Below are 19,322 nucleotides of genomic sequence, written 5' to 3'. Positions count from 1 at the left end.
TAGTAATCAACCGGATGAATTAAATCAAGCTAAGCTAATTCAGTTGAAAAAATCAACCATTAACTATTGTTATTTCCATTGCTGGAAAATTTTGTTAACCTACAATTAAGAAGACCTTACAGAAGAGAGGATTTTATGAAATTAAAGATTGTTGTCCATCAAGCCGAAGAAGGAGGATTTTGGGCTGAGGTACCCGCGATTCCAGGCTGTGCTACTCAGGGAGAGAACTTTGAAGAATTATTAACTAATCTATATGAGGCAGTTGAAGGCTGTTTATCTGTCGAACTAGAAATTCCTGAAAATTCTAAGAATACTCGAATCATGGAAATTGCCATATGAAATCATTATCTGGCAAAGAATTCGCCAAAAACTTAGAGAGTAATGGCTGGTCTTTAGTCAGAATTAATGGCAGTCATCATATTTATAAAAAGGAAGGTCAAAATGAAAGAATTTCTGTGCCTATCCATGGGAATCAAGATTTAAAAATAGGATTACTTCGTCATTTTATGAAACAAGCCAATTTATCAGAAAGCGATCTATAAACACTGAAAATTCATTATTTTAAACATTTAGATACATTTTTTATACTTAATTAAATTCAATCGATAAATGAACAGGACAATTAATTACGATTAGGTGACTATATTCGACAAGAACGTGTTTAATTAAAATTGTTAGTAGTAAGAGACGAATTAAACAATATGGCTAGCAATCAACCAGATAAATTAAATCAAGTTAAGCTGATTCAGTTAGAACAAAACCAACTTAAACTACAACAAGAGTTTGCAGCTTTACGGTTCTTTGAAGCACAAAAAAAAAGTGAAACCCAAGCGCAGAGCAATAGTGAGTTAATTGAAGAAATAGAAACTCTTAGGCAAAAAATTTTCCAAATTGAAAATTTAGTGAATCGGCCCACCCCCTTCCCTGCTGATGCCTATCCCCATTTAATTGTTGAAGAACCGCCTCCTTTATTGGACTTGCCCATCAGTAAAATTATTGATATCTACCACGAAACTCCGCAAATATTTGAAGTTTATTGTCAGCGGGTTTCTCTGTTAACTGACCAAGCAGATGTTGTGGAAAAAAATAATGTTGGTAACTTTTGGGTAATGCAACTCAAAAATCAAGGATTTTTCCTATTTCCCCGTCCCGAATCCTTCAGCCGTTTTAGTTCCTTGACCAGTTTTGCCAAACTATTTAGGGCAATTAACGAGAGCCCAGCAGAGAATTATCAATTTACCCTGCAAGCACCGGCAAAGCTAGACGTTTTAAAAATTGGCGAAATGTGGAAATTACTCAAACCAGGAAAAATTATTTTTGGTCAATGCCCATTGGAATATGCTTGGCAACAGGAGATTAGCACAGTGAGAAAAGAATATGAAAAATTCAATAAGCTATTGGATGCAAGGGGAAGTGCGGGGCTAGATTTCACTTTGATTACCCAATATTGGCAACAATCATTGATGCAAAAATATGGCGAATTAGTAACCTTAGCGATTAACACTTGCATGCCGATCGCCTATGCCATTTATAAAGGCCCCATGCTAGTACCATGCCAAATTTTGTTAGGCTCTAATCCTTTGGTAGTGCCAGGTTGGGACCGGGGGGTGCCTTGGGATACGTCTATTTATTCCCAATCCCATAGCAAATTTAACAAGGATTATCTCCGCACCGCCGCTGACCATCCCCTGCTACCCAATCAGATTTATCTGCGGGAAAGTAATGGCAAAACCCACCACACTTGGGCGATTACCAAAAGTTATGAAGAAGCAACGGCGATCGTGCAAAGGCTCAATGGCCATTGGATTTCTTTAGATTAATAATCCTATTTAGCCCACTAAAAACTACCAAGCTTTAGGTTGAGAATTAATATTTAAATTTGGCTAATCTTTCCAGGTGATCATCCACATTATCAAAATCCAACTTACTCTTTACTTCAATGGCAATAGCTTCTGTACCGCTTCTATTTAGCCTTTTATTGGGTCAGAGGAACCCAAAAATGGCACCATAATGGATTAGGAATAGTTTATTTCCCGTTTTCGCCAATCCCTACCTCCTGTCAAATTTTTGCTTTCTTCACCATGACCGATCGCCGTCAGTATGCCCCCGCTACCCAACGCAACCGAGAGGCGATCGCCGCTGTTTTGCAGGAGTATTTACCTCCCCAGGGCAGTATTTTGGAAATTGCCAGTGGCACCGGGGAACACGCTTGTTTTTTTGCGCCCCTTTTTTCCCCCCGCTGGTGGATAACATCCGATCCGGATCCTCTTTGTCGGGAAAGTATTCTCGCCTGGCAGGAGCACCAGGGATTGGCCTGTTTACAGCCACCGTTGGACTTAAATGTGCAATCATCTCCGTGGCCGGTGGAAGCAGAAATTTGGCCAGAGCCTATCACTGCCATGGTGGCAATCAACTTAATCCACATTTCTCCCTGGGAGTCTTGTTTAGGTTTACTGAATGGAGCGGAACGCATCTTACCGGAGGGGGGCAGACTCTATCTTTACGGCCCCTATCGCCAGGATGGTGTAACCACTGCTCCTAGTAATGAAGCGTTTGACCAATCTTTGCGGAGTCGGAATCCGGCCTGGGGTTTGAGGCAGCTCGAAGATGTGATTGAAGCAGCAAAAAAAAGGAACCTACACAATCAGGCTGTTATCGCCATGCCGGCCAATAATTTATCGGTGATTTTCCAGAAGGGGTCAGGCAAAAACCTCCATTGATAGCTAGGAAGAATAATTGCAGCCCCACCGTCTATGCCTGGTTGCAAGTTGAGCAAATTTTACGCAAATCTGATTAAATTTCTTCTTCCTAGTGCGCCATGATCTCAGACCAAACCCATATGCGTCGTTGCTTGACCCTAGCAAAAACGGCGATCAGCAAAACGGCCCCTAATCCCTTGGTGGGGTCAGTCATTGTCCAGGGAGATCAAATTGTCGGCCAAGGTTTCCATCCCCAGGCAGGGCAACCCCATGCAGAAATTTTTGCCCTTTGGGAAGCTGGCGATCGGGCCAAGGGTGCCACTCTGTATGTCAATTTGGAGCCCTGTAATCATCAAGGTCGCACTCCCCCCTGTACGGAAGCAATTATCAAAGCGGGGATATCTAAAGTGGTGGTGGGCATGGTAGACCCCAATCCTTTGGTGGCGGGTAAGGGCATTAGCCGCTTGAGACAGGCTGGCATTGAGGTGAAAGTGGGGGTGGAAGAAAAAGCTTGCCAGCGCTTAAATGAAGCGTTTTGTTTTCGCATCCAGCACCGAAGACCCTTTGGCATTTTCAAATACGCCATGACGTTGGACGGAAAAATTGCCACGGCCCAGGGCCACAGCAGTTGGGTCACCAGTAGAGCCGCTCGCCATTGGGTGCATCAATTACGCAGTCAATGCCAAGCCGTAATTATTGGTGGTAATACGGTGCGGCGGGATAATCCTTTGCTCACTACCCATGGACTGAGTGACCAAAATCCTTGGCGGGTGGTGTTGAGTCGCACCTTGGATTTACCCCTGGAAGCCCAGTTATGGCATCAAGAGATTGCTAAAACTTTGGTGGTGACGACCAAAACCTGTGATCACAATATGCTCAGCCATCTGGAAAAATTGGGGGTAGAGACCCTGATCTTAGATCCGTTAACTCCCCTGGCAGTAATGACGGAGTTATACCAACGGGATTGTCTGCAAGTGTTGTGGGAATGTGGCGGCATCCTAGCGGCCGAGGCGATCGCCATGGGGACAGTGCAAAAAGTTCATGCTTTTCTCGCCCCGAAAATTATTGGTGGTGGCACGGCTCCGACCCCAGTGGGGGAATTGGGTTTCCAGCGTATGACCGAAGCATTAAATTTAACTAATCTCCATTGCCAGGCGATCGGGCCCGATTGGCTATTTACGGGTTATCTGGCTGGGAACGCTGACGACGGCAACGGTCAGAGCAATATTTAACCTCGTCCCAACAACTGGCCCATTTTTTGCGCCAAGTGAAGGGCCGTTGACAAACAGGACAGATTTTACTGGGCAGATGGGCTTTGTTACCTCGGTGGGCCATGGTTTTTATGGGTAAAACCTATAGTGGTTCCGGCAGAGCCACCACTTTGCCATAGGCGGTGGGGGAAAGGTAGGTTTGGGCAGACCTTTGTAAATCCTCTGCCGTCAGGGCTTGGATTTGTTCGGGGTAGGTCAAGGCTGGTTCTAGATCGCCAATTTGAGCGTAGTAATAGCCATATAAATTAGCCCGATCGCCGGGGCGTTCATTGCCAAAAACAAAGCGGTTGGCCACCTGGGTGCGGATGCGTTCTAAGTCCTTCTCTGGTACCGGTTCATTCTGCAATCGCTCGATGTGGTCTAGGATGCACCGCTCCACGGTAGGAATATTTTCCGTCGGTAACTGGGCTGAAATGTAGAACATGCCCTGGGTGGCCTGGGTGGAATTGCTGGCCCCGATCGCCGTTACTAAACCCTTTTCTTCCCGCAATTCTCGAAACAAACGGGACACTCGCCCCCGACCCAAAATCACCGCCAATACTCCCAGGGGTAAGGTTTGCTCAAACTGGTCTAACCCCGGCGATCGCCAAAGCAAAATTAGACGGGCCTGTTGTAAAGCTTTATCTACTACAGTGATTGTTTCTACCTTAGTGAAAGGTGGAGGAATATTGACCGGCGGCGGCGTTAAGGTTTGGGAAGGGGATTTCACCCGGTAACAATCGGCAAAACTGTTGGCTACCGTTTCCACTAGATGGGCTACGGGGCGATTCCCCACCACAGTGGCAGTGATGGCCTGGGGCTGATACCAATGGGCGTGGAAATCCCGCATCTGTTGAGCTTGGAGATGGGTAATAATTTCCCTCGCCCCCAGCACCGGTCGGGCGTAGGGAGTGTGGGGAAAAGCCAACTGCACCACCTGCTGAAAAATGCGCCGTTGGGGATCATCCTGCGATCGCCGAATTTCTTCTAGCACCACCAACCGTTCCCGCTCAAACGGCCCATCGGCAATGGTGGGATTAAGCACCACATCCAACTGTAAAGGGGCTAAATGTTCAAAATCCTGGGGAGCTGAAGTGAAGTAAAACTGGGTGTAATCCTGACTGGTGGCGGCGTTGGTGCCCGCTCCCCTAGATTCAATGGTCCGCTCAAATTCCCCCATGGCAAGGCGGGGAGTGCCCTTAAACACCATGTGCTCCAAAAAATGGGCTGTGCCATTAATTTCATCTCCCTCCCAACGGGAACCCACCCTCAACCAGAGTTGAAAAGACACTGCTTCCACCGGCATCTGCTCCGCAATAATGGTTAAACCATTGGGCAACACTTCAATGTGGGGACGATTGAGGCGGGGAGGCAATAGGCTGGGGGTCATGGAGGGAAACGGATAGGGTTTGCTCTATGTCTATTTCCACTCTGACACAATGCTTAGGTTTGGGGGGGATTTTCCTGACTTTGTCGGGGGGTTAGTCAATGGTGAAGCTTGCCTATCTCTGGGGTCTGTCTGGCCGGAACCTGCCCAAAAACCTTTAAGATCAAGGGGCAGACTGTAATCCCTCAGAGAATTCTCCCAATTTTTGTCATCAATTGTCACTATGTTAACCACCGATGCCGTTTTAACCGTGCTCCGTCCCGTTCAAGATCCCGAACTACAAAAAAGCTTGGTGGAACTGAACATGATCCGAGATGTGGCGATCGCCGGGGGCACTGTTAGTTTTACCCTGGTGTTGACCACGCCGGCCTGTCCGTTGCGGGAATTCATTGTGGAGGATTGCGAAAAAGCGGTTAAAACCTTGCCCGGGGTGGAAAAGGTAGAAGTAACGGTGACGGCGGAAACTCCCCAACAAAAATCCTTGCCCGATCGCCAATCCGTGGGGCAGGTGAAAAATATTATTGCCATCTCCAGCGGTAAGGGAGGGGTAGGAAAAAGTACAGTGGCGGTGAATGTGGCGGTAGCCCTGGCCCAAACCGGCGCTACAGTGGGACTATTGGATGCGGACATTTATGGCCCCAATGCCCCCACCATGTTGGGCTTGAGCGGTGCGGCGGTGCAAGTACAAAACAGTCCCCAAGGGGAAGTGTTAGAGCCAGTGTTTAACCATGGCATCAAAATGGTTTCCATGGGTTTTTTAATTGACCCCGATCAACCAGTAATCTGGCGAGGCCCCATGCTGAATGGCATTATTCGTCAGTTCCTCTACCAAGTCAATTGGGGAGCTTTGGATTACCTAATTGTCGATATGCCCCCTGGTACCGGGGACGCCCAACTTACCCTGACCCAATCGGTGCCCATGGCCGGTGCTGTCATTGTCACCACGCCCCAAACCGTCTCTTTGCTGGATGCTCGCCGGGGTCTGAAGATGTTCCAACAGATGGGGGTGAACGTGTTGGGCATTGTGGAAAATATGAGCTATTTCATTCCCCCGGATCTGCCCGATCGCCAATACGATTTATTTGGTTCCGGCGGCGGCGAAAAAGCTTCCAAAGAACTGAATGTGCCCCTGTTGGGCTGTGTGCCCTTGGAAATCAGCCTGCGGGAAGGGGGAGACAAGGGCATTCCCATTGTGGTTTCCCAACCTGAATCGGCTTCTGCTAAAGCCCTAACGGCGATCGCTAAGCAAATTGCTGGCAAGGTTTCCATGGCCGCCCTGGTTTAAAATTAGGGCGTTAAATGCTCTTCAATAAAATTGGTGTACACATCCCCGGCCAGAAAAGCTGGGGTTTGTAGTATGCGCTGGTGAAACTCTAACGTGGTGGGCACTCCAGTGATGGCACATTCCCGCAACGCCCTCTGCATTCTTTTGATGGCCGAAGGGCGATCGCCAGCCCAGACAATTAACTTGCCAATCAGGGAGTCGTAATAGGGGGGAATTTCATAATCGGTGTACACATGGGAATCGATCCGTACCCCAGGGCCACCGGGGGGCAGATAGGCACTGATTTTGCCAGGATGGGGCCGGAAGTTTTGTTTGGGATCTTCGGCGTTAATGCGACACTCGATAGCGTGACCCCGGATTTGTATGTCTCCTTGGCGGAAGCGGAGTTTTTCCCCCATGGCAATGCGAATCTGCTCCGCAATCAGGTCATAGCCGGTAATCATTTCCGTCACCGGATGTTCCACCTGGATACGGGTGTTCATTTCCATAAAGTAGAAATTGCCGTTGCCATCCACCAGAAATTCCACTGTGCCGGCTCCAACATAGTTAATGGACTTGGCCGCTTTCACCGCCGCTTCCCCCATTTTTTTCCGTAGGGAAGGGGTCAAAAAGGGACTGGGAGCCTCCTCGAGTAACTTTTGATGCCGCCGTTGAATGGAACAATCCCTTTCCCCTAGGTGCACCACATTGCCATGGCTATCGGCCAAAATTTGGAACTCAATATGGCGGGGTTTTTCGATGAATTTTTCTAGGTAAACTCCTGGATTACCAAAGGCCGCCCCTGCTTCTCCCTGGGCCGCATGGAACATTCGCACGAAATCTTTTTCTTGCTGGACGAGGCGCATGCCTCTACCACCGCCGCCGGCCGTAGCTTTAATAATCACTGGGTAACCAATGTCTGCAGCAATTTTTAGAGCCGTTGCTTCTGAATCGATCAAACCAGGACTACCGGGCACACAGGGCACCCCGGACTTTTGCATGGTTTTTTTAGCGGTGGATTTATCCCCCATGGCCGTAATGGCTTCTGGGCTGGGACCAATGAAAGTAATTTGATGGTCAGCGCAAATTTCGGCAAAGCGAGCATTTTCCGCCAAAAAGCCATAGCCTGGGTGAATGGCAGTGGCGTTACGGGTGAGGGCGGCGGCAATAATATTGGGAATGTTGAGATAGCTTTTGTTACTGGGGGGCGGCCCAATGCAGACACTTTCGTTGGCTAGTTGTACATGGAGGGCGTGACGATCAATGGTGGAGTGGACTGCCACGGTGGGAATGCCCAATTCTTCGCAACTGTGAATGATGCGTAAGGCGATTTCTCCCCGATTGGCAATTAAAATTTTGGCGAATTGCATTGGCCCACCCAGCTCTAGCGTTGGTAAAACGATGTGTTTAGTCTTTTAGTAGAATATCGGGTTTTGTTGACTAGGCGATCGCCGATATACTGACCCCGCGCCCCCATCCCCATTGCCCATGACATCTCCACCGACGCCAGACCAAGCTGCTGATGAATATTTTGAGTATCATTTTGCCCACCGGGTCACCCCAGAGCACCAGCAAATTTTTCTGGAGTGTCAGGAACAATTAAAGGAGTTAGAAAAAAAATATCCGGGCTACATTAGCAGTGAATCCACCGAATTACGCTCGGAAGGGGGCATTTTTGTAGCGGAAACAGTGATCCGCTTTGACACGCTGGAAAATTTTATCGGTTGGCTAGATAGCCCAGAAAGAAGACAGTTAATTTACCTAGAAGAAAATGCTGGTTATGAGTTTAAAGGCAAAGTAAATACGGAAGGTTACAGCCGTTGGTTAAAGCAAAAACTGAGCCAGCCATCCCCCGTCTGGAAAATAAACCTGTTGGTTTTATTGGTACTTTACCCCACTGTTATGGGGCTTAATTTATTGCTCCATAAGCCAGATTTGATTGATTTCCCCACCTGGATGCTGTTCAGTAACTTTTGTAGTGTGGCTATCACAGGCTGGTTTGCGGTGCCCTGGGTGAGCGGCATTTATCAACGTTGGCTAGAGGGGCAAGGCACAAAAAAAGAGCAATCTTTGGCGTTGGCGTCCATTATCCTTGCTCTACTTTTGCTATTACAGTTTTTTCGGGTAATTTTCAGTCGATCGGGCTAGTAGCGGGCACCGTCCGGTAACTGACGAAATTCCTCCCAAACCACTTGAGCTTCTTCCTGTAAAATTTGCTCCGGTGCTAACAGTCTTTCTGGGTAAGGTTTTGCCAAATCTTTACTGATATTGCTGTCGTCAAAAAGATCTTCAAAATCGCTCCAACCGGCAGCGTAGTAAATTTTGTCAATCCTGGCCCAGTAGCTGGTGGCGTAGCACATGGGGCAACATTCGCAACTGCTATACATCACCGCCCCCGCCAAATTCCAGGTGCCCACGGTTTGGCAGGCCTGACGGATGGCATTTACTTCCGCATGGGCAGATGGATCATTGTCTTGAATTACACTATTGCCCGCCGCTCCAATTACTTCTCCATCCTTGACTATGACCACGCCGAAGGGGCCACCAGTCTTGTTGACCACCCCCGCATCCCGCATAATGGCGATCGCCTGGCGCATGTACTCACGGTCTTGTTCAGTAACCATTCTGGCTATATCCTCTAAAGGGGTAAATTTAGTCCGATGGGCTGTTCCCTGACTTTTGCCCATGCCGTCAACTATTGGTACAAATTGTACTTTTAATCCATGGCAACGGCTGGGGAAGAATGGCATTTCTTACAATTCTTCACACTTTTTAGAAACTGTTTTAAGGGTTCTCCTAGCCCCTCAACTTTGGGGGGAAACTACTTTAAAGTCCCCCAGTATTGGGAGATTTAGGAGCAGGGTAGAACTTTATAAGCATACTCTTGGGGCGATAAAGCCATGGTAATTGGTAGTTAAAGCCCTAGGGAACTGAGCTATTTTTTTGATATTTTGCAATGAAAATTGTCTTCTTTGGCACACCGGATTTTGCTGTTCCTACCCTCAATGCTGTTTTAAACCAACCGGATATGGACGTGTTGGCGGTGGTTAGTCAGCCCGATCGCCGACGGGGGAGGGGCAGTAAGTTAATTCCTTCTCCGGTTAAGGGAGTGGCCATGCAAGCCGGTATTCCTGTATGGCAGCCGGAACGGGTGAAAAGGTGCGGGGAAACCCTCGCAAAATTACGAAATTGCCAAGCCGATTTCTTTGTGGTGGTGGCCTACGGACAATTACTTTCCTCGGAAATTCTAGCCATGCCCAGGCTGGGATGTATTAATGTTCATGGTTCCCTACTACCCAAATATCGAGGTGCGGCCCCCCTGCAATGGGCGATCGCCAACGGAGAAACGGAAACTGGTGTCACCACCATGCTCATGGACGAAGGCATGGACACCGGGGCCATGTTGCTAAAAACTTCCACCCCCATCGGTTTACTGGATAATCTAACGGCGATCGGCGATCGGTTGGCCAAGTCAGGCGCGGAATTGTTGGTGCAAACCCTCCGGGAACTAGATGGAGCCAAACTGCAACCCACTCCCCAGGCTGAAACGGAAGCCACCTATGCCCCTCTGCTGAAAAAAGCCGATTTTGTTATTGACTGGCACCGGAGCGCCATAGAAATCCATAACCAAGTGCGGGGTTTTGCGCCGGCCTGCCACACAGCTTGGGGCGAACAGACCCTGAAAATAATTAGCACCATTCCCCTGGTGAAGGAGTTCTTTCCCCTCTTGCCAGAGCAATATCAAGATTTAGCCAAAGCCTATAACCATTGTTCCTTCGAGCCTGGCTCGCCGGGGCGAATTATCGGCACCATTAAGAATTGGGGTCCCATTCTACAAACTGGCAACGGGCACCTATTATTGGAACAAGTCCAGCCCCCAGGCAAAAAGCCCCAAAGCGGTTGGGATTTCATCAATGGGAACCGGGACATCAGAGCTTTTGGTCTGCCCAATGCCCATCAATAATTAATCAGTTAGGGAAACAACACGATTCAACACTTCCCCAATGTCGTAGGGACAAGCCGCCGGAAAGTCTAACCCGGTTTCTTTGAATGCTTCTAGCTTGGCATTGCCATAAATTTCCCCCAGCCACCCATCCGTCAAATACCGCCGTAGGCTGGGGCTATCTTTAAGGTAGAAACTGATATTATTCCGTTCCCGTTGAATGGTTACTTGCCAACTGCGGGAGCGCCTCTGGGGTTGATAATCCCACTTCAGCAAATGATGAACAATGAGCCGCAGACTGCTTAACAGGCGATCGCGTTCTCGCTTGGACAAATCCCGCACCTCCTCCACCAGATTTTCGATGTCAAGTTCTGCGAAGTTACCTGAAGCCAGCAAATCAGCCATCGTTTCTGCCCATTGGCTATAGTCCCGCTCGTATAGTTGTTTGGTCTTGACTTCTTCCATGGCAATCTACGGCTGAATCCCACCGAAATTTAATTTTTGGGCGGATCAAGGATGGGTTCCATCCTAATCTTTGGTAGATCAAATTGCCATCTTGTCTTGCCAACTGGCTCCAAACCACTATGATTGGAGGCGGTATAGCCCCCCCCGGCAAAAAGTCCCAAAGCGGTTGGAATTTCATCAACGGGAACCGGAGCACCATTGGTTTCGCCTAAATCAGAGTAATTGAGCGGTAATTGACACATTTTCCATGAGCGATCGCATCACCCCGGCAGAAAATCTCGGTAGTCCGGACAGTTCTCTACTCCTCGCCCAGGGGCTATGCAAAAATTTTGGCGGTCTGCGGGCGGTGGACCACGCCGATATTGTGGTCAAAGAAGGTAGCATCACCGGCTTAATTGGCCCCAACGGTGCCGGTAAAACTACCCTATTTAATCTGCTCTCTAACTTCATTCGCCCCGACCAAGGGGAAGTGCTTTTCAATGGTGATTCCATCGGCCAACTTGCCCCCCACCAAATTGCCCTGCAGGGTTGTGTGCGGACTTTCCAGGTGGCGAAAGTGCTCTCCCGCCTGACGGTGTTGGAAAATATGTTACTGGCGGATCAGCATCAGACCGGTGAAAAGTTTCTGCAACGATTAATTAGTTTCAAAAAAGTACGGTCAGAAGAGCGGGTCAACCGCCAACGGGCGATGGAGATGCTGGAATCTGTTGGTTTGGCCGCTAAAGCCCATGACTATGCCGGAGCGTTATCGGGGGGACAACGGAAACTGTTGGAAATGGCCCGAGCCTTGATGAGCAATCCCAAGCTCATTTTGCTAGATGAACCCGCCGCCGGAGTTAACCCCACCCTGATTGGGCAAATTTGTGAACACATTGTCAATTGGAATCGCCAAGGCATTACTTTTTTAGTGATTGAACACAATATGGATGTGATCATGACCCTCTGTCACCACGTTTGGGTCTTGGCAGAAGGAAGAAACTTAGCCGATGGCACTCCTGAGCAAATTCAGTCTGACCCTAGGGTTCTGGAAGCCTATTTGGGCGATTCCTAGCCCTTGGCAGAACTAGTCAAGCTTGAGAATTGGTAAAGAATTAATTGAAGTTCTCACCATGGTCTTTACCCTAAGCCAATAGAGTATGGGACATTGAGCATCAATTACCAAGTTATTCACAATGCCCTGGGAGAGGACTTCACTGGGTAGCGTTAACAGACCTCACTAACCTATAATGGGATGTTTGGGAATTATTGATTAGGAGATGACCAACTAAGATGTCTCGTTATAGAGGACCTCGTCTGCGGATCGTCCGCCGCCTTGGGGAATTACCCGGTTTAAGCCGTAAATCCCCTCGCCGTGCCTACCCCCCCGGCCAACATGGCCAAGCCCGTCGCAAACGTTCTGAGTATGCCATTCGGCTAGAAGAAAAACAGAAACTACGGTTGAACTACGGCATTACGGAAAAGCAATTGGTCCGTTATGTGAAAAAAGCCCGTCGGGCTACGGGTTCCACCGGACAAGCTCTGTTGGAACTGCTGGAAATGCGCTTGGATAACACTGTGTTCCGTTTGGGCATGGCTGGCACCATTCCGGGGGCTCGGCAGTTAGTCTGCCACGGCCACATCACCGTTAACGGTCAAGTAGTGGATATTCCTAGCTACCAGTGCCGTCCTGGGGATATTGTCAGTGTCCGTGATCGGGACCGTTCCCGTAAATTGGTGGAAACCAATATGGAATTTCCTGGTTTGGCCAATGTGCCTTCCCATTTGGAGTTCGATAAAAATACGTTTACTGGCAAGGTCAACAGCGTTATTGACCGTGAGTGGGTGGCGTTGCAGATCAATGAACTGCTTGTAATTGAGTATTATTCTCGGAAAGCGTAGATCTGTCTGGGGAAATGGGGGAGAATTTACTTTCCCTTTCCCTAACCACCATGAGTTTATCTTTTTTTTTACAAGTATTAAAGTGGGAAACTGCAGAATTCCCTTGGAGTTAGTTATTCAACGTTTTGCGGCTGATTCCCATCAGATTAAGTTCGTGTGAATTGCAGAGGAGTTTACAGAAGGATTATCCTCACCTCCAAGTTAGAACCATTTTCAACTAAATTTACACCACATTTACTGTGGCCCTTCCCCTAGGATTCCGGCAATGCTGGTGGAGTCTGTGGGGGCGTTTCTTCCCCAACTTCTTCTGAGCTTTGGCAACGATCAAGAATGTCTTTGATCAATATTTCTTGTACTAGAACTTGGGCAACTAAGGTGAGGGGCACCGCCAACCACAACCCAAAAAGTCCGAACACACTGACAAAAAATACTTGGGCTAACAGTAAAACCCCCCGCAAAATTGGCTGGGGCTTGCCCATGCAGTGCAGGGTGATCCAATGGAATTCAAAGTAGTTTATCAACCCATAGAGCACCAACACCAAGAGAGGTTTCCAAGCATTGTCCAACAGGGCGATCGCCATGGCGGGGACTAGACTAATCAGGGGACCAATGTTGGGAATAACAACAAAAATACCGGCAACAAGGGCTAGGGCCAGGGGAAGCCGCACCTGGAGCAAAACTAAACCGAGCCAAGTGGTGGCGGTGACCACCACAGCACTGACCACAATTAGCCGTAGCCAATCCTCCAATAAAATTTCCGACTTACTAAGAACTAGATCAACCCGGGCTCGATAAAAAGCAGGAAAGCAACGGATGAAACCCTGACGGTAGGCCCTGGGATTGGCCAAAAACATCAGACTGAGCACAATCAGCAGTAAAAGGGTGAGGGGTAAACCCAGGGTGCTGTAAAACAACCCCAAACCGTTACCAGCCAATTTCTGCAAAATAGGCCTGATCTGTCCGGTGATTTGTTGCCAATTTGGTAGGAGGGGCGTTAATTCTGGATCGATCGCCCTGGCTATTTTCCGGAGCCATTGTAGGGTGTCATCAATGCTGGTGGGGACAAGGGTCAGGAGTTCCTGGAATTGCTCCACAAAGGGGGGGATGATCAGGGCCACCACTATTACGAGGGCCAACAGTAGAATGATCACCGCCAAGGGTATGGATAATTGTTTTTTTATGCCCCGCCGCTGGAACCATTGGGAAAGGTGGTTTAAACCGTTGGCCACCACTACGGCAGCAAACAACAGTAACAATAATTGGCGGATCTGCCACAGCACTGCCCCCATCAACAAGAGACTGATAAAGCCAGACCATTGGGCAAAGGTCACGGTGTTTTCCTCCCCTGCCATTCCTGTAGCCCCAACCAAACGATGACCGCCAGCACTGGAGTGAACACCAATAGCAAGGTCCAGGCTAACTCCGGTGGAGGAGCAAAGGCCGGCACAATAAACTTAATGCCCCAGGAGATAAGAAACGAAGGGAGCAATACTTTCAGGGCCAACAATGCCAAACGACCTAACTGTGACATGGGCAATGGCTCAACTGCGACTTTCCCCCTGGACAATTTGCTTGGGGGTCATAAATGCTTCTAGGCCAATCAAGCCTCGCCGTTGACCTTTTTGGCTCGATACCCCCAAAAATAATGATTCTCCCTGGTGGGGATTGCGACAGAAAGAGGGCGGAATATTGACATACACCAAGGCGCTGTCCACCCCCATGGAAAACTGTCGACTTTCCTGATAGGAATCGGTGGCAATACAATCCCCGTGGCCACTGCTATGGCTATTGATCCAGGCGATCGCCGTTTTCAAGTTTTGGGTGGTGCGGAAGGCCACTGTGCGGTCCAGGTAGGCCTTACCCCATTCGTTCTCCTTGGCCAGGGTGAGGTGGTCGGGAAATTGTTCACAGAGTTCACTGTCTCCCCGGAGCTTGAAGCCCTTGCCCTGTAGGTTATTCAATAGTCGTACCAACGGCGCTGGATTTTGCCCCGGACTAACCAGAACTTTTTCAATGGCATTGACCGGATCCGGGTGCCCCACATGGCTGTCGATGATCATTTGCCGCACCATTTCCAAGTCCCCTTTACTAGACCAGTAGAGGTAACAGTTACCCATGGCGGCCCTCAACACAGGGGGAGTACATTGTTGGCTAATTTGTTCCACAAAACTGGGGCGGCCGTAGGGAATAACCAAATTAAGCTGGCTAGCACTGCCCACTAAGTCCTGCACATTGGGTAGCGTTTCGCTGGGAATATGGTTAACACTGTCCACCGGTAAATCCGCATCTAGTAAACCTTCCCGCAAGATTTCACAAATGGCCGCGGTGGAATGGCTAGAGGCACCACAACTCCTCAAAACTAGGCTGTTCCCGGTTTTCAGGCAAAAGCCTGCGGCGATCGCCGCTAATTCAGGAAAAGCTTCATAGACTAGGGCCACCACCCCCAAGGGCATCAACTGGCAATAGGTCTGGGCCAGGTTAAATTGATAGGGGGAAGCCATCACCCGCTGGAGGGGATCCGGCAAGGAAGCCAAACGCTTCAGAATAGCCACCGTGTTTTGCAACCTTTCCGGGGTGAGCTTGAGCCATTCACAGAGACAATCCGCCACGGACATTTCCCGACTAACCACCAAATCCAAGGTATTGGCTTCCAAAATTTGGGCAAAGGAACGTTCCAACGCCTCCGCCATGGCCAACACCGCCCGACTCCGGTCATTGCCGCCATAGGAATCGAGGGCAAGGAAAGCTCCCTGGGCAGAATCGAGAACCTTTACTAAACCGGCCGCGGCATCGTCGCTAGTCATCGAAAATTCTAGGGGGCAAAGCCCGCCTGCAAAGATGGATTTACTTCGGACAGTTTATTCGACGAACACCCATCCAAAGTAACCAAAAGGAAAGGTTAGGGATTTTAGGGGTTAGGGGCAGCCAATTGCTGGATTGACAGTTATAGACAATTAAACAATCAAAGCTCAGATTTAGTCAAAATGGCGATCGCCAAGGGCCAGTTCGAACCGGTGAATTATCTCGCTAATCATTAAGAAAAATTGCGAAACGGTTTCGTTGTGTAACGTTGCGGTTGGGAAATAAAAAAGCTTCGTTAGGATAAAAGCACCCAGAATATTCGGTCGTTATTACTCCAGTGACGGAGATGAAATTATCAGTCAGTCCAAGATTATTGCAAGTTACTTATAAGCCCAAAGTTGCGGCCTCCGTCGTTATTAGCATCAGCCTCCACCCATAGATAGAAAGAGAAAAGCCCATGGCCACTACCCTACAACTCAGCGACCAGTCCCTCCGTCAGCTAGAAACCCTCGCCATCCACACCGCCCACCTAATTCAGCCCCACGGTTTAGTGGTGGTCTTGCAGGAACCGGATCTGATCATCAGCCAAATCAGTGCCAACTGCACCGGTATTTTGGGGCGATCGCCAGAGGAACTGTTGGGCAAAGGCCTAGGGGAAGTATTTGATAGCTTTCAGATTGAGCCCATCCAGAGTCGCCTAACGGCAGGACAAATCAGCAGCCTCAACCCCAGTAAACTGTGGGCGCGGGTAATGGGGGACGACTTTGTCATTTTCGATGGGGTTTTTCACCGCAATAGCGACGGCCTATTGGTGTGTGAACTAGAACCAGCCTACACTTCCGACAATCTGCCTTTCCTTGGTTTTTACCACATGGCCAATGCCGCCTTAAATCGGTTGCGCCAACAAGCTAATCTGCGGGATTTCTACGATGTCATCGTCCAAGAAGTACGACGTATGACCGGCTTTGATCGGGTGATGCTATACCGCTTTGATGAAAATAACCACGGTGATGTCATTGCCGAAGATAAACGGGATGATATGGAGCCCTACTTGGGCTTGCATTATCCTGAATCAGACATTCCCCAGCCCGCCCGTCGGCTATTTATCCATAACCCCATCCGAGTTATTCCTGACGTTTATGGTGTGGCAGTGCCCCTCACCCCCGCCGTTAATCCCAGCACCAACCGAGCGGTGGATTTGACAGAATCCATTCTCCGCAGTGCCTACCATTGTCACCTCACCTATCTGAAAAATATGGGGGTGGGGGCTTCTTTGACCATTTCCCTCATTAAGGATGGCAATCTCTGGGGTCTCATTGCCTGCCACCATCAAACGCCCAAAGTAATTCCCTTTGAACTGCGTAAAGCCTGCGAATTTTTTGGTCGGGTAGTGTTTAGTAACATTTCCGCCCAGGAAGATACGGAAACCTTCGATTACCGGGTGCAATTAGCGGAGCATGAAGCGGTTTTATTGGACAAAATGACCACGGCGGGGGATTTCGTCGAAGGGTTAACCAATCATCCCGATCGCCTGTTGGGGCTAACTGGTTCCCAGGGAGCGGCCATTTGTTTTGGGGAAAAATTAATTTTGGTTGGGGAAACCCCAGACGAAAAAGCGGTGCGATATCTACTGCAATGGCTGGAAAATCGGGAAGTCCAGGACGTGTTTTTCACTTCTTCACTGTCACAAATTTACCCCGATGCCGTTAACTTTAAATCCGTAGCCAGCGGTTTATTGGCCATTCCCATTGCCCGCCATAACTTTTTGCTCTGGTTCCGCCCCGAAGTGTTGCAAACGGTTAACTGGGGGGGAGATCCTCACCATGCCTACGAAGCCACCCAGGAAGACGGTAAAATTGAACTCCATCCCCGGCAGTCCTTTGACCTCTGGAAAGAAATTGTCCGACTGCAATCCCTACCTTGGCAATCGGTGGAAATTCAGAGTGCCCTGGCCCTGAAAAAGGCGATCGTCAACTTGATTTTGCGTCAGGCGGAAGAGTTGGCTCAGTTAGCCCGCAACTTGGAACGGTCCAACGCTGACCTCAAGAAATTTGCCTACATTGCTTCCCATGATTTGCAGGAACCTCTCAACCAAGTCAGCAACTATGTACAACTGCTAGAAATGCGCTACAGCGAAGCTCTGGACGAAGACGCTAAGGACTTCATTGACTTTGCCGTGACGGGGGTTTCCCTGATGCAGACTCTGATTGACGATATTTTGACCTATGCCAAGGTGGATACCCAGTATGCCCAGCTCACTTTCACCGATGTGCAGGAAGTGGTGGATAAAGCCCTGGCTAACCTGAAGCAACGGATTGAAGAAAGCGGGGCGGAAATTGAAGTTGGTTCCATGCCGGCAGTAATGGCAGATCAAATCCAGCTCATGCAAGTGTTCCAGAACCTGATCGCTAATGGGATCAAGTTTGCCGGGGACAAGTCAGCCAAAATTAAAATCTGGGGCGATCGCCGGGAGGATGCCTGGGTATTTGCGGTGCAAGATAATGGTATTGGCATTGACCCCCAATTCTTCGAGCGCATTTTTGTTATTTTCCAACGACTCCACACCAGGGACGAGTATAAAGGCACCGGCATGGGTCTAGCTATTTGCAAAAAAATTATCGAGGGTCATCAAGGGCAAATTTGGGTAGAGTCTAACCCAGGGGAGGGCTCCACATTCTACTTCTCCATCCCCATTGGTAACTAAGAAGGTAAGGTATTGAACCATGTCCGATGAATCTAATCCCCCCAAGGTCATTCTGCTGGTGGAAGACAGCAAAGCCGACAGTCGCCTTGTGCAGGAAGTCTTGAAAACCAGCACCATTGACCACGAACTAATCATTCTCCGGGATGGTTTAGCGGCCATGGCCTTTTTACGACAAGAGGGGGAATACGAAAACTCCCCCCGTCCCAACCTAATTTTGTTGGATTTAAACCTTCCTAAAAAGGATGGCCGGGAAGTGTTGGCGGAAATTAAGCAAGACCCGGCCCTGAAAAGAATCCCCGTGGTGGTGTTAACCACTTCCCACAATGAGGATGATGTAATCGCCAGTTATGAACTTCATGTCAATTGTTATCTCACCAAATCCCGCAATTTGAAGGATTTATTTAAGATGGTGCAGGGTATTGAGTCCTTTTGGCTGGAAACGGTTACCTTACCAGCCAGTTGACCCCACCGCGTCATTTTATTGCCATTAGCGGCAAAAGACAGGATTAACGATGTGCTCTATGGGAAATGGATAGGTCACTCTGTTTTGAAACGATGCCAAGCTCAGGCGCGGGCCAACAAAAGTTAGACCAACCAATCAATGACTAAGGGTTTAATGGCGATCGCCTAATCGCCTAAAAGTGAATTTATTCGGATGGAGTTACAGTTTTGCGAAGATTGGCTACGGGTTAATTCAGGAAAAAAAACCAGAGCAAAATTCATAGCAACACCCTCTCTCGCAGAAGTGTTGAACGATAGTTATAAAGAAGGAAAAAGCCCTTTAAAATGATAGAATAAAGGGCAGAAATATTAAAATAATTGAAGCAATGATATCAAATTTTGGACATATTGTCAAAACTCATCTATCTAATTTTCCTAAAGATGACTACCCAGTGTTAGACACATTTAAGTTTGTGAGTATCTGGTTAG

General features: G+C 48.7%; 20 protein-coding genes and 1 pseudogene. 13 read left to right on the top strand and 8 right to left on the bottom strand.

Going from position 1 to position 19,322, the window contains the following annotated elements; translation table 11 throughout:
* Positions 1 to 135: 135 nt before the first annotated feature.
* The 5 genes from H6G45_RS03030 to ribD all read left to right on the top strand — a co-directional run bounded on the left by H6G45_RS03030 (position 136) and on the right by ribD (position 3,931).
* Positions 136 to 339: a type II toxin-antitoxin system HicB family antitoxin gene (locus H6G45_RS03030; protein ID WP_190596487.1), complete on the top strand. Its 204-nt coding sequence runs from the start codon at positions 136 to 138 to the stop codon at positions 337 to 339.
* Entirely contained in the window at positions 336 to 542 is a 207-nt protein-coding gene (locus H6G45_RS03025) for a type II toxin-antitoxin system HicA family toxin (RefSeq protein WP_190596484.1), read from the top strand. The genes H6G45_RS03030 and H6G45_RS03025 overlap by 4 nt, the downstream gene beginning before the upstream one ends.
* A 159-nt stretch (positions 543 to 701) precedes the next feature.
* Positions 702 to 1,820, top strand: a complete 1,119-nt coding sequence (locus H6G45_RS03020; protein WP_190596482.1) for a hypothetical protein — start codon at positions 702 to 704, stop codon at positions 1,818 to 1,820.
* A 261-nt stretch (positions 1,821 to 2,081) separates the two neighbouring features.
* Entirely contained in the window at positions 2,082 to 2,720 is a 639-nt protein-coding gene (locus tag H6G45_RS03015) for a class I SAM-dependent methyltransferase (protein ID WP_190596480.1), read from the top strand.
* A gap of 98 nt (positions 2,721 to 2,818) precedes the next feature.
* Positions 2,819 to 3,931 (top strand): bifunctional diaminohydroxyphosphoribosylaminopyrimidine deaminase/5-amino-6-(5-phosphoribosylamino)uracil reductase RibD, encoded by a 1,113-nt coding sequence (ribD, locus tag H6G45_RS03010; RefSeq protein WP_190596478.1) that lies wholly within the window; start codon positions 2,819 to 2,821, stop codon positions 3,929 to 3,931.
* Here the strand turns inward: ribD and H6G45_RS03005 are convergent.
* A complete protein-coding gene (locus tag H6G45_RS03005; RefSeq protein WP_190596476.1) occupies positions 3,876 to 4,034 on the bottom strand; it encodes a DUF2256 domain-containing protein in 159 nt (52 codons plus the stop codon). The two genes, ribD and H6G45_RS03005, sit on opposite strands and share 56 nt — an antisense overlap.
* Before the next feature lie 18 nt (positions 4,035 to 4,052).
* Complete coding sequence (locus H6G45_RS03000; protein WP_190596473.1) at positions 4,053 to 5,339, bottom strand: pitrilysin family protein; 1,287 nt, start codon at positions 5,337 to 5,339, stop codon at positions 4,053 to 4,055.
* Between the two features lie 220 nt (positions 5,340 to 5,559).
* On the opposite strand from H6G45_RS03000, the gene H6G45_RS02995 reads away from it, so the two are divergent.
* Positions 5,560 to 6,621, top strand: coding sequence for an Mrp/NBP35 family ATP-binding protein (locus tag H6G45_RS02995; protein ID WP_190596471.1), 1,062 nt, complete (start codon positions 5,560 to 5,562; stop codon positions 6,619 to 6,621).
* A gap of 2 nt (positions 6,622 to 6,623) precedes the next feature.
* Here H6G45_RS02995 and accC read toward each other — a convergent pair whose 3' ends face one another.
* Positions 6,624 to 7,970, bottom strand: a complete 1,347-nt coding sequence (gene accC, locus H6G45_RS02990) for an acetyl-CoA carboxylase biotin carboxylase subunit (protein WP_190596469.1) — start codon at positions 7,968 to 7,970, stop codon at positions 6,624 to 6,626.
* Between the two features lie 118 nt (positions 7,971 to 8,088).
* On the opposite strand from accC, the gene H6G45_RS02985 reads away from it, so the two are divergent.
* Positions 8,089 to 8,748 (top strand): hypothetical protein, encoded by a 660-nt coding sequence (locus H6G45_RS02985; RefSeq protein ID WP_190596468.1) that lies wholly within the window; start codon positions 8,089 to 8,091, stop codon positions 8,746 to 8,748.
* Here H6G45_RS02985 and H6G45_RS02980 read toward each other — a convergent pair.
* The gene (locus H6G45_RS02980; RefSeq protein WP_190596465.1) at positions 8,745 to 9,224 is read right to left on the bottom strand and encodes a nucleoside deaminase; all 480 of its coding nucleotides are present in this window, start codon (positions 9,222 to 9,224) and stop codon (positions 8,745 to 8,747) included. The two genes, H6G45_RS02985 and H6G45_RS02980, sit on opposite strands and share 4 nt — an antisense overlap.
* A gap of 332 nt (positions 9,225 to 9,556) precedes the next feature.
* On the opposite strand from H6G45_RS02980, the gene fmt reads away from it, so the two are divergent.
* On the top strand, positions 9,557 to 10,564 hold the full coding sequence (gene fmt, locus H6G45_RS02975; protein WP_190596463.1) for a methionyl-tRNA formyltransferase: 1,008 nt from the start codon (positions 9,557 to 9,559) through the stop codon (positions 10,562 to 10,564).
* On the opposite strand, the gene H6G45_RS02970 is transcribed toward fmt, so the two are convergent.
* The gene (locus H6G45_RS02970) at positions 10,565 to 11,008 is read right to left on the bottom strand and encodes a DUF29 domain-containing protein (protein WP_190596461.1); all 444 of its coding nucleotides are present in this window, start codon (positions 11,006 to 11,008) and stop codon (positions 10,565 to 10,567) included.
* A gap of 247 nt (positions 11,009 to 11,255) precedes the next feature.
* Between H6G45_RS02970 and H6G45_RS02965 the strand changes: the two genes are divergently transcribed.
* The gene (locus H6G45_RS02965; protein WP_190596459.1) at positions 11,256 to 12,059 is read left to right on the top strand and encodes an ABC transporter ATP-binding protein; all 804 of its coding nucleotides are present in this window, start codon (positions 11,256 to 11,258) and stop codon (positions 12,057 to 12,059) included.
* Positions 12,060 to 12,277: 218 nt separating this feature from the next.
* Positions 12,278 to 12,886, top strand: coding sequence for a 30S ribosomal protein S4 (gene rpsD / locus H6G45_RS02960; RefSeq protein WP_010873531.1), 609 nt, complete (start codon positions 12,278 to 12,280; stop codon positions 12,884 to 12,886).
* Between the two features lie 251 nt (positions 12,887 to 13,137).
* Here the strand turns inward: rpsD and H6G45_RS02955 are convergent, their stop codons facing one another.
* The 3 genes from H6G45_RS02955 to H6G45_RS02945 are packed head-to-tail and all read right to left on the bottom strand — an operon-like array spanning position 13,138 to position 15,690.
* Complete coding sequence (locus tag H6G45_RS02955; protein WP_347338239.1) at positions 13,138 to 14,217, bottom strand: AI-2E family transporter; 1,080 nt, start codon at positions 14,215 to 14,217, stop codon at positions 13,138 to 13,140.
* Positions 14,214 to 14,417, bottom strand: a complete 204-nt coding sequence (locus H6G45_RS02950; protein WP_190596455.1) for a hypothetical protein — start codon at positions 14,415 to 14,417, stop codon at positions 14,214 to 14,216. Before H6G45_RS02950 ends, H6G45_RS02955 begins: the two co-directional genes overlap by 4 nt.
* Before the next feature lie 10 nt (positions 14,418 to 14,427).
* Positions 14,428 to 15,690, bottom strand: a complete 1,263-nt coding sequence (locus H6G45_RS02945; protein ID WP_190596453.1) for a gamma-glutamyl-phosphate reductase — start codon at positions 15,688 to 15,690, stop codon at positions 14,428 to 14,430.
* A 455-nt stretch (positions 15,691 to 16,145) separates the two neighbouring features.
* Here H6G45_RS02945 and H6G45_RS02940 point away from each other — a divergent pair, with 455 nt between their 5' ends.
* The 3 genes and pseudogenes from H6G45_RS02940 to H6G45_RS02930 all read left to right on the top strand — a co-directional run.
* The gene (locus tag H6G45_RS02940) at positions 16,146 to 18,392 is read left to right on the top strand and encodes an ATP-binding protein (protein ID WP_190596451.1); all 2,247 of its coding nucleotides are present in this window, start codon (positions 16,146 to 16,148) and stop codon (positions 18,390 to 18,392) included.
* A 19-nt stretch (positions 18,393 to 18,411) separates the two neighbouring features.
* Positions 18,412 to 18,855: a response regulator gene (locus tag H6G45_RS02935; protein WP_190596449.1), complete on the top strand. Its 444-nt coding sequence runs from the start codon at positions 18,412 to 18,414 to the stop codon at positions 18,853 to 18,855.
* A gap of 364 nt (positions 18,856 to 19,219) precedes the next feature.
* Positions 19,220 to 19,322, top strand: a pseudogene (locus H6G45_RS02930) (IS4 family transposase); the annotation flags it as partial.

The sequence above is a fragment of the Synechocystis sp. FACHB-383 genome (assembly GCF_014698605.1).
Lineage (GTDB): Bacteria > Cyanobacteriota > Cyanobacteriia > Cyanobacteriales > Microcystaceae > Synechocystis > Synechocystis salina.
Note: the sequence above shows the minus strand (reverse complement) of the source record. Positions and strands in the feature narration are given on the sequence as shown.

Bases quoted from the DNA above. Each gene is read 5' to 3' on its own strand.
- rpsD (WP_010873531.1), top strand. From the start codon at position 12,278: ATGTCTCGTTATAGAGGACCTCGTCTGCGGATCGTCCGCCGCCTTGGG.
- H6G45_RS03015 (WP_190596480.1), top strand. From the start codon at position 2,082: ATGACCGATCGCCGTCAGTATGCCCCCGCTACCCAACGCAACCGAGAG.
- H6G45_RS03025 (WP_190596484.1), top strand. From the start codon at position 336: ATGAAATCATTATCTGGCAAAGAATTCGCCAAAAACTTAGAGAGTAAT.
- H6G45_RS02995 (WP_190596471.1), top strand. From the start codon at position 5,560: ATGTTAACCACCGATGCCGTTTTAACCGTGCTCCGTCCCGTTCAAGAT.
- H6G45_RS02985 (WP_190596468.1), top strand. From the start codon at position 8,089: ATGACATCTCCACCGACGCCAGACCAAGCTGCTGATGAATATTTTGAG.
- H6G45_RS03005 (WP_190596476.1), bottom strand. From the start codon at position 4,034: ATGGCCCACCGAGGTAACAAAGCCCATCTGCCCAGTAAAATCTGTCCT.
- H6G45_RS02950 (WP_190596455.1), bottom strand. From the start codon at position 14,417: ATGTCACAGTTAGGTCGTTTGGCATTGTTGGCCCTGAAAGTATTGCTC.
- H6G45_RS03000 (WP_190596473.1), bottom strand. From the start codon at position 5,339: ATGACCCCCAGCCTATTGCCTCCCCGCCTCAATCGTCCCCACATTGAA.
- H6G45_RS03020 (WP_190596482.1), top strand. From the start codon at position 702: ATGGCTAGCAATCAACCAGATAAATTAAATCAAGTTAAGCTGATTCAG.
- H6G45_RS02965 (WP_190596459.1), top strand. From the start codon at position 11,256: ATGAGCGATCGCATCACCCCGGCAGAAAATCTCGGTAGTCCGGACAGT.
- accC (WP_190596469.1), bottom strand. From the start codon at position 7,970: ATGCAATTCGCCAAAATTTTAATTGCCAATCGGGGAGAAATCGCCTTA.
- H6G45_RS02970 (WP_190596461.1), bottom strand. From the start codon at position 11,008: ATGGAAGAAGTCAAGACCAAACAACTATACGAGCGGGACTATAGCCAA.
- H6G45_RS02940 (WP_190596451.1), top strand. From the start codon at position 16,146: ATGGCCACTACCCTACAACTCAGCGACCAGTCCCTCCGTCAGCTAGAA.
- H6G45_RS03030 (WP_190596487.1), top strand. From the start codon at position 136: ATGAAATTAAAGATTGTTGTCCATCAAGCCGAAGAAGGAGGATTTTGG.
- ribD (WP_190596478.1), top strand. From the start codon at position 2,819: ATGATCTCAGACCAAACCCATATGCGTCGTTGCTTGACCCTAGCAAAA.
- fmt (WP_190596463.1), top strand. From the start codon at position 9,557: ATGAAAATTGTCTTCTTTGGCACACCGGATTTTGCTGTTCCTACCCTC.
- H6G45_RS02945 (WP_190596453.1), bottom strand. From the start codon at position 15,690: ATGACTAGCGACGATGCCGCGGCCGGTTTAGTAAAGGTTCTCGATTCT.
- H6G45_RS02980 (WP_190596465.1), bottom strand. From the start codon at position 9,224: ATGGTTACTGAACAAGACCGTGAGTACATGCGCCAGGCGATCGCCATT.
- H6G45_RS02935 (WP_190596449.1), top strand. From the start codon at position 18,412: ATGTCCGATGAATCTAATCCCCCCAAGGTCATTCTGCTGGTGGAAGAC.